The following is a 15,605-nucleotide window of genomic DNA, read 5'->3' as shown; positions in this document are numbered from 1 at the left end:
CTCAGCTAAAGCAACTTCAGGATTATTAAAGGCCATCTGCTCAACTCGACTACCTGCCCCGAAGACCTCAAATGTTCTTGGTCGTTTTACCAGTTCAATCCGGTCACCTGGTAATAGGGCAAGATTGTCTGGATTTTCAGGGGTGATATGGTCGAGACGCTGTTTAACCGTTTTCCCACCTCTAGAAAAAATAACGACCGTATCCGCTAAAAGCGATGCACGAGGTCCTCCGACATAAGAAACCGCATCCAGTAAATGTTCACGGTATAAAGTCAGCGGCATACGAGATGATTTCGTCGCATTATCACCACCGACATAAACCGTATTAGCGACATTTTCGAGAACAGAAACCATAGCCTGCGGCTTCTGTGACTGGGTCGAGAAGGCTTCTTCAATAAGATGCTGAATTTGAACAACCCGTAATCCAGCGACACGCAATCTACCCGCATAAGGTAATTTGATCGTCCCCATGGCATCGACGGCAACAATATCAAAATGTTCTGCCGAAGCCGAAGGGTCAACACCGGTGTAACCATAACGGTTACTATTACCGATAAAAAGTCGGGTGCCCGCCTCATAAATACTGATTCGAAGGACATCTCCTGGACCAATAAGGTCAACACGTCCTTCTGATGCTAAATCCCTTAATTTTAGATTCCGGCCAGTCTCGCTACCATTTTCCTTAGTATATCTTTCAGCAGCAGATGAGAGCGAAATATTGTCATCCAGTATTTCGCTATTTTTATCTGCTGCGAGTACCGCTTTCATACCATTTGCAGGTTGGTTCAAATCGACCACCGTGATATCCAACGGATTGCGCCCAGGCTTCGTTCTTTTCAAAAACTGATGGGCTGTAGGTCCGCTAGAAGGCAAAGAATTACAACCTGTTAATAAAACAGGTAAAATAAGACATCCCAATTGCGACAAAGATCGGGTGTATCTCGATAGGGATCGAGCAGAGGCTTGGCAAGAATTCATCATCACTAGGAGCTCATGCTATATCTTTGCAAAAAAATAAAGCACAACTCAGTATTTTTCTGCATAACCCTTAAAACGCTGTTCATTCTGCCTCTTTTATGAATTTCATCGTGGGATAATTACCCTATAGAAGAGCCTTAATACTGTTTCTATAAAGGAATGAGCAATTTTGACGCTTTAAATCAGGCTTTCATCGCAAAATATTTAAAGCTATTCGAAATAGTTATGGTAAAGAAATGATCAAATTCGAGCATGTTACAAAAATATATAAAAATAAAAAGTTTGAAAATACTGTATTCCGAGACCTGAACTTCACCTTAAAAAGAGGTCAAAGTATCGGCATATGCGGTGCCAATGGTGCGGGCAAATCGACCCTGACCCGCTTAATTTCCGGAGTTGAAAAGCCCACCCATGGGAAAATAACGCGCAATATGTCTACCTCTTGGCCTATCGGCTATACCAGCGCCTTTCAGAGTAGTCTAACCGGCGCCGATAACTGCCGCTTTATTGCCCGTGTTTACGGCAAGAAAGAGGACGAATTATTAGCCTATGTTGAAGATTTTGCCCAGCTAGGGCCTTTTTTCCGACAGCCTATTAAAACCTATTCTGCGGGTATGGTTGCCCGATTGGCTTTTGGTGTATCCTTGGCAATTCATTTTGATTGCTATCTCGTCGATGAAGTGACGGGTGCTGGTGACGAACGCTTCCGTAATCGCTGCCATGAAGCCCTTGTCGAACGTCGTGAAAATGGTACTTTGGTGATGATCTCTCATGATTTCAATACCTTGAGGGAATATTGCGATAGTGGTGCCGTCATGTATCAAAAACAGCTACATCTTTTTGATAGCATTGATGAAGCCATTGCCTTCCATCAGGAAAAACAGAATCAGTCTTAATTCCAAAGGATTATTTTATGCAGCCAGATCGAGAGATCGTCCTTGATCTGTCACGTCTGTTATCACGCCTCCTCCACGCTACACCTACGGGCGTTGATCGGGTAGAGATGGCTTATGCCCGGGAATTATTGCGCCTAATTCCGAAACAGCTTTCTTTTGCTGCCGTTAATATTTTTGGGCGATATGGACGTATTCCGAATGAAAATGCCTTAACTTTTCTCGATCATGTCGATGATTTATGGAATGGAAAAATCGATATTCCAAAAGAGAAAATCAAGAAATGGCACTATATTAGTAAAATCTACCGCCTAATGTGGCCTCAATCCGTGCCAAAGAATACTCGGTCAAAACGCTTTTTTCTTCAATCTTCGCCACATCACTTGACCAATCAAAAGCTGATGGCTTCTATTCTAAAAAAAGAAAACGCTAAATTTATCTGTTTACTGCATGATCTTATTCCGATCAGCTATCCTGAATATGCTCGCCCTCATGGAGCCGGTTTACATATTAAAAGAATGAAAACGATAGCAGAATTAGCTGACGGAATTATTGCTAACTCTTACGATACAGAAAAAAATTTTCAATATTTTCTTAAAAAATCAGGCCGCAACACACCTATAATAACAGCCCATTTAGGGGTGGATATTACCAAAAATTCAAAAATTACTAAGAATAATTACCCGTCTTTATTTGAAAGCCTTAATATTAAAGAAAATCAATCTGTCTTTATCTATATCAGCACGATAGAACCTCGAAAGAATCATCTACTTCTTCTTAATATATGGAGGAATCTTGTCACCCTTTATGGTGATAAAGCACCCTATCTCGTTTTAATCGGTCGTCGTGGCTGGGAAAATGAAAATATTCTTGATATGCTTGATCGTTGTCCTGCTATGCAAAAAAAGGTTTTCGAATTTAGAAATCTTGGCGATGCACAAATGCAGATTTGGTTAAAGCAGGCACGCGCTTTGCTGATGCCTTCTTTTGCGGAAGGCTATGGTCTTCCTATTGCAGAGGCGATTAGTTTAGGGGTTCCTGTTATTTGTAGTGATATAGCAGCCCATCGAGAAGTCGGGGGGACTGTCCCTGAATATATCGATCCTATCGATGGATTAGGATGGCAAAATGCTATCATTGAATATAGTCAAATAAATTCTGAACGGGCGAAAATACAAAAAAAAGCTATGTCGGAATGGCAGTTGCCAAGTTGGGACGCGCATATTACAGCCGTGCTGCAATTAGCCGATATGCTCTAATAAATATTCATTCAGCTTTTAGGTCTTAACTAAATTTGGAAAAAAATGTGGAAACGACGGACGAAGAATTTCAGAAGCCTTTTGACAGATATTACTCTGCTATCATAGCTTTTTTAAAAAAGTCATGGCAGGAACATAGAAATTTCATAATAATCGTTATTTTTCCTCTTTTATTCCTTTCTTTTTATTATTTATTGATTGCTTCCGATCAATATGAATCCGAAGCTCATTTTGTCGTTCGTTCTGACGGTCAAAATGCGATGCCAGCTACCGGCCTCAGCCAGATGATGGGTGCCTTGGGCAGCTCTGGCGGTAGCCAGACGGAAGGGGTTAGCGTCAATGATTATCTGCAATCTCATGATGTCGTTGCCAAACTTCAATCGCAATTAAATCTTGTGGAGATGTTCAGAAGGCCAGAAGCGGATATTTTTAGCCGTTTATGGTTTGCTAATCCAACCCCTGAAATGCTTCTCAAATATTACTTAAATCATGTTAAAGTAAAATATGAGACAGAAACGGGTATTACAAATGTTAAAGTTAGGGCTTTTCGTCCTAAAGATGCCTATATTCTAGCAGAAACGCTTCTAAAATTAGGCGAAGAACGGGTTAACGACATGAATAAACGTCGTTATGAGAGTGCTGTTGGGGTCGCAAAAAATCAGTTAGAGCAAGCTGAAGATAAGATTGCCGAAATCCAATTGGCTATTACCCATTTCAGGCGTGGTGATCAGGATCTTGACCCTCGTATTACTGGTGAAACCCAGATCAAATTAGTGTCCCAGCTTACCGCTCAATTAGAACAAGCGCGGGCACAGTTTGACTCTATGAAAAATACCATTTCACCCGATAGTCCCCAATATATTGCTTTAAAGCGTCAGGTAGCTTCTTTGGAGGCGGTTGTCAGCAAGCAAAGAAGTCTGATGACCAATGGCCAAACCTCTATGGTCACTGGACTAGGGTCTTACGAAGAGCTTCGTATTCGCCAAGAATTTGCAGCCAAACGTTATGAATCAGCTGCAGCTTCCCTCGTTAAAGCGAGCGAAACAGCAATGAGACAAAAATTATTTATCATCCGCGTTGTTGAACCCAATATGCCGGTTAAATCAACCTATCCTAAACCCATCGTAACCATAGCCGGAACGGCTCTTGTGCTAATGCTGGTTTATGCCATTGGTTGGTTAATTGTTGCCGGAACAAGGGAACATGCTGCTTAAAATGGTCTTATCAAGCCAGCTTTAAAGCTGGCTTGATATTCTAATTCTGTGGCTAAAAATAATTGGGAATTTAAACTAGGGTATAAGGTCTATAGAACTAAATCTGCCTTATACGTTCTGTATAGAAAGACAGCGCCACACGTCATCGCTTTTACAAAAAGCAACAAGGCAAGTTTGAAATTTATTGTCCAAGAAAAAACTGCAGTAAGAATTATGGTGCACCCGACAGGATTCGAACCTGTGGCCTCTGCCTTCGGAGGGCAGCGCTCTATCCAGCTGAGCTACGGGTGCAAAGCAGTGCAAGAGCCTTTAGCAAAGCCAGTCAGCGACGACTAGCCCTTATCTTGTTTTTAATGATAATTTTTTTTGATCACAGCGTATGACAGGAAAAAAGGTAGATAATCTCTACCTTTTTTAACCTATCTTGCAGTGAAAGAATTTTGCTATCGACTATACCGGATTCTCTATCGGAAAAGATCCTGCCCTCGACTGCTTTTTGGCATTGGAATAAGCCTGTGGTGGCATATTGGAGGCGGCTTTAATCGCCGCATGAACAATACCGCTTTCTTTCTGGGATTCCAATGTGCCATCCTGTCGATGCTCTTCTGGCGTCACAAAGATTCCAATTGAAGCCAACGCTTTTCCCATGGAAGAATAAGAGGTGACATAGGCTGTCACTGGAGCCAATACTAAACCCAAGGCAACCATCAGCAGCCATGTCAAAGCTCCACCGCCGATAAAAGCCAAAAAAGTAAAGACAAGACCTACCACAACATGCGGACGATAATAATGGAAGGCTTCTGAAAAGCTTATCCCATCAACGTCTCGTCTTTGCGTGTTCCATCCACTGGGTCGGCCACGTAGGATATCAATAAAAGTTAAAGTCTGAGTCACCATCAGGATGGGAGCAATAAAGGCGGATAAAGGTATTTCAATAACGACACTTGCCAAAATGCCACTCAGACCGCCCAAGGTCTTCGCCCGTCTTTTGTCCATCAAGGCCCATATTACCGCCAAAATTTTAGCACCAAACAGACAGATAATCGTCAGAACAAGGAGCCATGCTGATGGAGGTAAGCTAAGATTAGCGCTTCCTCGTCCGAAATGATGCATAAGGGTCGCGAGCAAAAGGAACAGCCATAAAGTCGAAGTCGTATAAGAAGTAACACCAATCAATAGCTGCAAGCGATTGATCCAGTGTAATCCTTTAATATCCAACAAGCGTACATGCTGTAAATTGCCTTGGCACCAACGGCGGTCTCGAATAGCACTATCGACTAATGTCGGGGGATATTCTTCATAGCTGCCTTCTGCCATAATTGTATGCACGGCCCAGCCATTCCGCCGTAACAAGGTAGCTTCCAGAACGTCATGGCTCATGATATTGCCGCCAAAAGGTTCTTTACCGGATAGCTTTGGCAAACCACAGCTTTCAGCAAAAGCCTTCACGCGGATAATGGCGTTATGCCCCCAAAAACTGGCTTCCGATCCAGACCACCAGACCAATCCAGCACTTGCCAGCGGGCCATATAACCTTGCAGAAAATTGCTGCCATCTAGCAAAAAAAGTCTGCCCATTCACAGGCATAGGCACCGTCTGGAGCAGAGCCACGCCTTTGTCCCTATCCATACTAGCAGCCATACGGGCAATTGTTTCACCCGACATCAGACTATCGGCATCCAATACCAGCATATAGTCGTATCCGCTGCCGAAATGATGAATCCAGTCAGAAATATTACCGGGTTTTCGGGCGATATTCTTTTCGCGGCGGCGATACCATACCGGAATTTCTATTTCATCTTTCAGCTTCTGATAGGCGGAGAATTCAGTGAGTTCATTGACTACTTTTGAATCGCTTAAAATAAAAAATTCAAAATTTTGATTATATCCAGTCTCTACCAGCGATTGCGCCATCACCTTCAGACGCAAATAAACCATATCAACATCTTCATTATAGATAGGCATCAAGATGGCCGTTTTACCACGCGGTGCGACTGAAGCTGGCGGCATTTGATAATCGGAAGAGGCTTTGCCCCGTATCAATTGGGAAAAACCAATCAAAGATCCTAAAAAACCAAAAACCAACCATGTAAATAAAGGAGAAAAGAGAATGAATATCAGAAATTCACTCAGACTTATGCCTTGCACCGATTCTGCAATTAAAAGATCAGCGGCTGCGGCAATAGAAATGATCAGCGTCGCACCAAATAACAAAGCCCGACGATTGCCAATAACCGAAGGAGAGGTTCTGATTTTCGATTTGACGGCGTCTACTTTACTCCATGATTGAATCGGCATTTCAATGGGAGCCAAAGGCGGCAAGCAAGATAAAGCCTCTGCCCCGTAAGGGGCGTCACCCGTCTGTGCCTGTTCAGGATTATTCATTTTTACGCCTTTTTCGAAACCCATATCATCATTCTTCTCTGTCCATGCAAATGGCAGAGAAGAATTGTTATTTTATTCTTGGAACCAGATTAAATGATAGCCGCATAAAGTGGGCTATATTCAGATCAATAGGGGTAAAACTATCCTATGGCATAGAGCCAGGTTTCACTAATGGCGTTGTTGCCTTTTTTCAGATAACCACGTAATTCCATTACTTGGTTGGCAACGGGCTTCACTTCAACTGTCGCCCTCCAGCGATTAGAGAAACCAGCCACGGGCGCGGCTGAACTATAGATAATCTGTCCTTGATTGGCAGTTACAACGAACTCAACCCCTTCGCGTGGCAAATTAGCCAAGGCAGAACCCTCAAAATCAACAACTATCTTTTCTAATCCTGGTTTTGACCAACGTTCATCCTGACCAACAGGATCATCGCTCGCCATCCCTGTCCGCGTATCGATGACATAAGAAGACGGTTTCGGTAACGGCTCGCTGTTCAGCCAAGTCAAACGATAGGATAAGTCATAGCGATTACCGGCTTTCGCTTGTCCGGCAGGAACCCACATCGCCCCGATATTGTCATCTGTTTCGCCTTTTGTTGCCATTTCCAACAGATTGACCGCACCAGCACCCCAATTATTCCGCGTTTCCAGCCATAAATTCGGGCGTTTTTCGTAAAAAAAGTTATCATCCTGATAATGATCAAAATTTCGGTCGCGCTGGATAAGTCCCCATCCCTTTGGATTTACATCAGAAAAGCTGCTGACGCGTGTTACTTCGTGGTTTTCCAAAGGTCGCCACAATCTTTCGCCCTTCCCTGTCCACAAAGCCAGACCATCAGAGTCATGGACTTCAGGACGCCAGTCTTTACCGCTGCGATGGTTATTTTCACCATACCAGAACATGCTGGTCATGACACCGAAACCAAGACGCTCAACTGTTTTGCGGAGCTTAACCGTGCAATCAATATCTTGAACGACATGACCATTCTTTTGGTAAGTGGTCATCCGATAAACACCAACGACGCTTGGGCCTTCCAACAAAGCATAAATAATAACGCCATTATTAGGCGCTTCTTCCAGCCAGAAACGCGTAAAGACAGGGAATTCTTCAGGATGAGAAAGACCCGTGTCGATCGCAAGGCCTCGGGCTGATAAACCATACTGATCCTGATCACCCGCAGCTCTAAAATAGGATGCGCCCATGAAAGCTAACCAATCATGCATCCGGTCGGGATTCATAAAACGGAAACCACCAAAACCCATCTGATCTTTAGGTAGTTTATGTAAAGGGCTATCCGTTGGTGCATTAAAAAGGTCATCAGAAAACAGCATTTCGCGAGACTGACCGCTCTCGACAACATAGATTTTCAAAGGCACCGGTGCAGCTCGATTGACCGGGAAAAATCGGGTCGCTCTTTCTGGGTCATTCGCCCACAAAGTTTTATCATCACGCCAGCTGATTTTGACCATAGCATTATAGTCAATCGCCATCACTTCAGGCGATGGCTTTGGCTGATTATAAGGATGGCGCGATAACTCCATGGCATAGGCTTGCAGCCCTTTCCATGAAAAATTCTGGGCTTTGCCAAAGCGCAGATTGCTCTCTACAGAAGACGCTGCAAAGAGTGAATTCCCCTTAAAACCGGCTCCTGCAACGGTAGCAATACCCAGAGCAACAAGCATCTGACGGCGGTTAAAAGAGGCATTCATATATTCTCTCCAAAATAATTTACGCTATTTTCTTGCTGTAACGCAGCGGCCTAAAGATTTGAATATGGTATTCGAGGCTTATTTTCTGATTATAGTCTCAAAATCGGGATGTATCTTTGAATTCTCAGGATTATGATTTCTCATTCATTCACCATAGGGATGTAATCCTGTTGAAGATATCCGAAATAAGATGATTGGTATCGTAAAAGCGACTGATGACAAATTGTAAATTTTTTTTATAAAAACAAACTTGTTTAATAAACCGTAACTTACAAAACAGGATAGCAGAGCAAAATGGACAAGATGGGGAAAATAGCCAAAAGATTCCGGCTAGGCGCAAGCTTACTTGCTTTGTTGCTACCTTCCCTTATCAACCACAACGCTATAGCCGCCGATAATGCAGACAAAATATTATCTCGTCCGGTCAAAGGTCGAGATATTACGGTCAGCCTTCCTGCCGAAAAAACAGTCAGGATTACATTCGACCGCTATTCGGCAATGATAGATAGCCGAAGATTTCTTATCTGGAGTGGAGAGTTTGATCCTTTCCGCTTGCCTAGTCCTTCTCTCTGGCAAGATATTTTTGAAAAGATGAAGGCGATCGGTTTCAATACGGTAACTATTCAGTTGGACTGGGCTTATCACTCCCCTGCTCCGGGTGTTTACGACTTTAATGGTATTCGTGATATTGATCGCCTGCTCAGCATGGCAAAAATCGCGGGATTATATGTTGTGGTTCGGATCGGCCCCTATGCTGATGCCGATTTATCTCGCGGTGGTTTTCCCGGATGGCTCACCCGTCAGAAAGTCGATGCCAGAAGTGACGATCCGGTTTATCTTGCAGCCGTTGACGAATGGCTAACGCGCGTCAATGCGATTATCAGTCGCCATCAATATGACGGCGATAAAGGCAATGTTATTCTATATCAGGTCGAAGACCGTCTCGGCGATCCCAGTCCTGTCAAACAACGCTATATGGCACATTTATATGCCAAAGCCCGCCATGACGGCATTACGCTTCCTATTTTTCACAATGAGACTGGGCCCGTTGGCGACTGGCTTTCTGTCGCTCGGTCTGGCGAAGATGTTGCGAGCCTCATAGATCTTCATGGCTTTTCAATTAACACGACGCGCTTTTGCGACACTCAGAATCAACCTTTACGGGAAGCCGCGCCTCCTGATCTCGGATATTATAATCTCGATAACAGCGCGAGTTTCTTAAAACGTCCAGCAACCAGCCTTATAACCATAGAAGACGGTAGCGCCGATTATTGGGGTAGCAACGGACACTATAATTGCCTCGTCAATAGTAATGACGAACGCCATGAAATGTTGATATTAGGAAATAATCTTATCAACGGTTTAACAAATCAGACGCTTCGGATGGTTTATGGCGGTATCAATTGGGGCTGGCTTGGACAGTCAGGCCGTATCACCTCTTTCGATTATGGCGCGCCGATCGACGAAGCTCGCAATCTCAGACCCAAAGCCGCTGGCCTAAAGCGATTAGGACAATTTATCTCCACTTTTTCCGATATTACAAAAATGATGCCGGGCTCGGTTATTGTTCCAACCTCCAGCCATATTCGAGTGCTGCATAACGTTAACCCCGACACCAATTCGCATCTTTTCTTTATCACGCATAAGCCCGCCAATAGTCTGCATGATAGCAAATTTACCTTCTCTGTTGCTCTGCCGGATGGCACCTACACCCTTCCAGAAGAAGGTAATCTCGAATTAAATGGCCATGATAGCAAATATCTAATCGCCGGTTTTAACCTCGGAAGAAACCGTCTGGTTTATTCGACCTCACAATTTCAGACGATGATTACACAAGGGGAACATGATATTGCCCTTTTCAATGGTCGTCAGGGGGAAGCGGGCGAAACCGTTCTAAGATATGAAACCAAACCCCGCGTGACCGTTATCGAAGGCGATGCCCGCTATTTCTATGATCCGGCGCGGCATGATTTACGATTAAATTATATTCATGGCGGCCTTACCCGCATAAAAATTGAAAATGGCGGCCCTGCCCCCCTTATTCTTTTAATCGGTGATGAAAAGGAATCTACGCGTTTTTCGCGTTTTTCGACTGATGCCGGAGATGTGCTTGTCTTTGGTCCTTCACTTGTTCGACAGGCTTCATCCACGGATCTCACTTTATCGTTAAAAGGCGATACGGGTAGTCAAGAAACGCTAGAAGTCTGGGCTCCGCCTGCTATCACAACGCTAGAATGGAACGGCCATCATGTCGCCTTCAGCCGGAACTTCCTAAATGGCAATTTTATATCCAAGGATTTTTTACCCGAACCTGAAGACTTCACTTTACCAGATTTAATGACCCTAGACTGGCAAGCGGCAGAAGGCACAGCAGAGGCACGATCAAATTTCGATGACAGCCATTGGCAGAAAGCTGACGACACCGATGACAGTGCGATTATATCTCCCCCAGAAGGCCAGCCCAATCTAAATGCTGATTCCTACGGTTTCCATGATGGAGATATTTGGTATCGCGGCCATTTTGTGGGTGATCCACAGGCAAAAAGCCTCACACTTCACTATGGCGCAGGCGGCAGCGGCTTTTTGCAATTATGGATGGATGGCCAGTTTTTAGGTGAAAATGAAATAGAAAATGGTCTGTCACAACCTTCAACCCGTGGTAGTTTTCGGATTAACTTACCCGAAAGCGCCCAAAAAGCAGGCGATCACGTCTTTTCTGTTATGATCCGCCTGAACGGCCATCGCGAAGACAACGCCGATAATAATATGCAAAGGGCACCGTCCGGTCTGATCGCCGCGTCATTGTCTGATCCCTCTGCTGCCGCTTATGCCGTCCCGATTTCATGGCGAATCCAAGGTAATCTTGGCGGTGAAAATCTACTTGATACCGATCGAGGCGCGCTTAATAACGGCGGCCAATTTGGTGAACGCTCTGGCTGGCATTTACCGGGCTATTCTGATTCCAATTGGTCATCAGCGGATATGACTCGCCTCTCTCCGACAGCGGGAACAACATGGTATCGCAGCCATGTAAAATTAAACCTTCCCAAAGAGAATGACATTACCCTTGGCCTAACAATTGGGGATGGCCATAAAATCCGCTCCAAAAGCCATTATCGAATGCTCATTTTTGTAAATGGCTGGAATATCGGACAATATATTGCGCATATCGGGCCTCAGACGGTTTTCTCTATTCCTGCGGGCATTATCGATCATAACGGCGACAATCTTTTTGCCTTGGCGGTTACGTCAGACGGAACGGCTTTTGATAAAGAAAATACAGTGATGGAACCCATTCACCTCACCGTATTACATAATGTCCGTGGCGGTGTCCCGATAGAAAAGATCGATGCGGCTAATTGGAAAGATATAAAGGAAGCTCAAGAGCAGCAATAATCTATCAAATTAGGGTATTTATTTGTGATTCAGAAAATCTTTGAATAACTATTTCCTGTTTTTTTGCTTTCAGAAGGACGGCTATACCCCGTTTTTCTATAGACTTATTGTCATCACTCTTTTATATATAGAGGCATGTTTTCCCTGCCTCTTATAGCACGCGATCTACGACTTACACGCCCTTAGGCGTGTTATTCGCTTTGCCCTTCTTGTTACAGCAAGGGTCAACGCCTAAGGGGTTACTTCATTAGAAAAAACAACGTTGTTGTTCTGGTGATCCAATCACCTGACAATACAGAACGAAGTTTTAGGGATAATCATGTTACATAATCCGGCTACTAAATATCGACCTTTCCCCGCCATCGACTTACCTAATCGGCAGTGGCCTTCCCAAGTTATCAAAAAAGCCCCAATCTGGCTCTCTACAGATTTACGGGATGGGAATCAGGCTCTGGCCAACCCGATGGATGGTGAAAAGAAACGCCGTTTATTCGATTTGTTGGTTTCAATAGGTCTGAAAGAAATCGAAGTCGGTTTCCCTTCTGCCGGTGCCACTGAATTTGACTTTGTCCGCAGCCTGATTGAACAGAATGCGGTGCCGGAAGATGTCACCTTACAGGTTTTGACACAGGCACGTCAGGACTTAATTACCAAAAGTTTTGACAGCCTCGAAGGCATTCATCGCGCCATTATCCATGTTTATAATGCAGTTTCTCCGGCATGGCGGCGTATTGTCTTCAATATGGAGCGGCCAGAAATCAAAAAACTGGCTATCGCAGGCGTAACCATGCTGCGGGATGAAGCTGAAAAACGCCCCAACACGGATTGGCGCTTTGAATATAGCCCAGAAACCTTTTCGACGGCCGAACTCGATTTCAGTCTGGAAGTCTGTGAAGCGGTTTTGGATGTTTTACAGCCAACACCTGAAAAACCCCTGACGATTAACTTACCGGCAACCGTCGAAGCCGCGATGCCGAATATTTACGCCGATCAGGTCGAATTCTTCTGCCGCAATATCTCCAGACGCGATTCTATTATTGTCAGCGTTCATCCTCATAATGATCGCGGAACGGGTATCGCTGCGGCTGAAATGGCCTTGCTGGCTGGTGCTGACCGTGTCGAAGGTTGCCTGTTCGGCAATGGTGAAAGAACCGGCAATGTCGATTTGGTGACTTTGGCACTCAATCTCTATACGCAGGCGATCAATCCTAATATTGATCTCTCTGACATTGATAAGGTCATCAAGACTGTCGAATATTGTACTGAATTACCGGTTTCGCCTCGGCATCCCTATGCCGGCGATCTGGTCTTCACGGCCTTTTCTGGCTCTCATCAGGATGCTATTCGCAAAGGCTTCACCCAGCGCGCGGAAAGAAAAGCTAAGGAAGAGGGTGAAATCATCTGGGATGTCCCTTACCTGCCCATCGATCCGGCTGATTTGGGGCGCTCTTATGAAGCCGTTATTCGGGTTAATTCCCAATCAGGGAAAGGCGGCGTGGCATGGGTCATCGAGCAAGATCAAGGCCTGAAAATGCCGCGACGGATGCAGGTTGATTTTAGTCGCAAGGTTCAGGCCTTGGCTGATTCTTCTTCAAAAGAGCTGGATTCTTCCGACATTTGGAATGCCTTTGTTGACTATTATCATCTGGATAATAGCGGCCATTTCCAGTTGGTTGATTTTCAGGTCAAGCAAGGCGACAATGGCTATGCCATCATCGGTAAAATCAAAGCCGGAGAGGCTACCCATGAAGTCGAAGGCCACGGTAATGGCTTGATCTCCAGCATTATTGATGCCCTGTCTTCTATTACGAATATCCGCTTGGAAGTTGTCGATTATCAAGAACATGCCATTAGCCACGGTAATACAGCGCAAGCGGCTGCCTATATCGAATGCAGTTTGCCGCAAGGTGGAACCGTCTTTGGTGTTGGTGTTGACGATGATATCGCTACCGCCTCGGTTCGGGCTGTCTTAAGTGCTGTTAATCGCGCTTATGCGGTTGATCCTAAAAGCATCGACTAATATCTAAAATAACATCTTATTGAATGGCTCCTCTTTTCTAAAAAGCAGGAGCCATTTTTTTAACCTTATTCCATTTCAGCAATGTTCACATTTTGTAACATTTCATCCTTTTGTTCATCGTATATTCATGGACATTTCGCTCTTAGAAATGTTATGTTATCACATAACTATTTTACAGGGGGAAAATGGGGATGAGCGATTCCAGAAAATCGGCTCTTAAATTATTCAAATTATACAGTGCTGTCAGCATATTGGCAGTTTCATCTTTTATCACGCTCTCGCCGTCCTATGCTGCAACGGATGACAATGCTTCTGCGGAAGATAGCTCTACCCCATCAGAAAATAGCGTCCCAAAAACAGATAATGCAGTGCCATCGAATGCCACAGGCAAAGACATTCTGGTGACCGCACAAAGGTTAAACGAAGCCCGCGCTCAAATTCAGTCACATTTGGGTGCAACCGTTTATTCAATGGATCAAAAACAGATTGAATCTATTCCGGGTGGCTATAATCAGCAGATGAATAATATCCTTCTGCAAATGCCGGGGGTAACTCAGGATCAATTCAGCCAAGTTCATATTCGTGGCGATCATAACAATCTGCAATATCGGATTAACGGTATTATTTTACCAGAAGGTATTTCTGTTTTTGGTCAGACCTTGGCACCCCGTATGATCGACAAAATGGATTTGATTACGGGGGCTTTGCCTGCCCAATATGGCCTAAGAACCGCCGGTATTATTGATATTACGACCAAAAGTGGCCTACAAAAAAATGGCGGAACGGCTTCCATTTATGGTGGCAGCCATGAAACGATCATCCCAAGCGTTCAATATGGCGGATCAACCGGATCGACCAATTATTATGTCACCGGAGAATATCGCCACACAGCCTTGGGTATTGATAGCATTGATGGCTCTTCTACTCCGCTGCATGATCACAGTAATCAAGGTAATTTTTTCGGCTATCTCGATCATATTCTGGATGACAGCAACCGTATTTCCTTGATGGCAGGGTATTCGCAGCAGAATTTCCAAATTCCAAACCCGAAAAATATCCATCCGGGGGAAAACGGAACAACCGGCTTTAATCTGAATGGCCAAACTGACTATCGCAGTAATGACCTTGACGAAAATCAGAGAGAACGGACGGGCTTTGCTCAATTGGCCTTCATGCATGATTCAGGGCCTTTCTCGATGCAGGCCTCTATCTTCGGCCGTTATTCGTCTCTTGATTATTACCCCTCTGTCGCGGGTGAATTGATTTTCAACGGGATGGCACAACGGATTACGCGTAGGAATGTCGCCTTTGGCTTGCAATATGATGCCTCATGGCATGTCAGCAAACATCACACATTACGCGGTGGTTTCTTCTTTGATCGGGAACGCGGCAGCACTTTTTCAACATCCTCGGTTTTTGCCGCCGATGATGACGGTAATCAGATTGGAACCACGCCTTTATCTATCGTCGATAACAGCGGGAAAACCCAACTTACCTACAGCGCCTATGTTCAGGATGAATGGAAGCTCGCTCAAAATTTGACCTTTAACTATGGTGTTCGTTTCGATCTTTATTCCAGCTATCGGACAGAACATCAATTCAGCCCACGCGCTAATCTGACATGGCAACCGACCAAATCAACAGCCTTGCATGTCGGCTATTCGCGCTATTTCTCCCCGCCGCCCTTTGAGTTGGTCGGTTACAGAACGATCAGCCGCTTTAATGACACAACGGGTGCTGCGACGGGG

General features: G+C 44.6%; 9 protein-coding genes and 1 tRNA gene. 6 read left to right on the top strand and 4 right to left on the bottom strand.

Translation table 11 applies throughout. The annotated features are described in order from the left end of the window. Positions 1-840: polysaccharide biosynthesis/export family protein (locus LDL18_RS06230; protein WP_296507852.1), on the bottom strand; the 840-nt coding region annotated here is incomplete at its 3' end. Positions 841-1,214: 374 nt separating this feature from the next. Between LDL18_RS06230 and LDL18_RS06225 the strand changes: the two genes are divergently transcribed. From LDL18_RS06225 to LDL18_RS06215, 3 genes are all read left to right on the top strand, one after another. Next, on the top strand, positions 1,215-1,874 hold the full coding sequence (locus LDL18_RS06225) for an ABC transporter ATP-binding protein (RefSeq protein WP_296507850.1): 660 nt from the start codon (positions 1,215-1,217) through the stop codon (positions 1,872-1,874). Positions 1,875-1,891: 17 nt separating this feature from the next. Further along, positions 1,892-3,130, top strand: coding sequence for a glycosyltransferase family 1 protein (locus LDL18_RS06220; protein ID WP_296507848.1), 1,239 nt, complete (start codon positions 1,892-1,894; stop codon positions 3,128-3,130). A gap of 260 nt (positions 3,131-3,390) precedes the next feature. Further along, the gene (locus tag LDL18_RS06215; protein WP_296507847.1) at positions 3,391-4,344 is read left to right on the top strand and encodes a lipopolysaccharide biosynthesis protein; all 954 of its coding nucleotides are present in this window, start codon (positions 3,391-3,393) and stop codon (positions 4,342-4,344) included. Between the two features lie 214 nt (positions 4,345-4,558). On the opposite strand, the gene LDL18_RS06210 is transcribed toward LDL18_RS06215, so the two are convergent. From LDL18_RS06210 to LDL18_RS06200, 3 genes are all read right to left on the bottom strand, one after another. Continuing rightward, positions 4,559-4,635 (bottom strand) — tRNA-Arg (locus LDL18_RS06210). A gap of 159 nt (positions 4,636-4,794) precedes the next feature. Beyond that, entirely contained in the window at positions 4,795-6,753 is a 1,959-nt protein-coding gene (mdoH, locus tag LDL18_RS06205) for a glucans biosynthesis glucosyltransferase MdoH (protein WP_296507846.1), read from the bottom strand. Between the two features lie 116 nt (positions 6,754-6,869). Next, on the bottom strand, positions 6,870-8,441 hold the full coding sequence (locus LDL18_RS06200) for a glucan biosynthesis protein D (RefSeq protein ID WP_296507844.1): 1,572 nt from the start codon (positions 8,439-8,441) through the stop codon (positions 6,870-6,872). A 294-nt stretch (positions 8,442-8,735) separates the two neighbouring features. Here LDL18_RS06200 and LDL18_RS06195 point away from each other — a divergent pair, with 294 nt between their 5' ends. From LDL18_RS06195 to LDL18_RS06185, 3 genes are all read left to right on the top strand, one after another. Further along, positions 8,736-11,837: a beta-galactosidase gene (locus LDL18_RS06195; protein WP_296507842.1), complete on the top strand. Its 3,102-nt coding sequence runs from the start codon at positions 8,736-8,738 to the stop codon at positions 11,835-11,837. Positions 11,838-12,156: 319 nt separating this feature from the next. Continuing rightward, on the top strand, positions 12,157-13,857 hold the full coding sequence (gene leuA / locus LDL18_RS06190; RefSeq protein WP_296507840.1) for a 2-isopropylmalate synthase: 1,701 nt from the start codon (positions 12,157-12,159) through the stop codon (positions 13,855-13,857). A gap of 191 nt (positions 13,858-14,048) precedes the next feature. Continuing rightward, on the top strand, positions 14,049-15,605 hold a 1,557-nt coding region (locus LDL18_RS06185), incomplete at its 3' end, for a TonB-dependent receptor (RefSeq protein WP_296507839.1).

Source organism: Zymomonas sp., from assembly GCF_020216885.1.
GTDB lineage: Bacteria > Pseudomonadota > Alphaproteobacteria > Sphingomonadales > Sphingomonadaceae > Zymomonas.
Note: the sequence above shows the minus strand (reverse complement) of the source record. Positions and strands in the feature narration are given on the sequence as shown.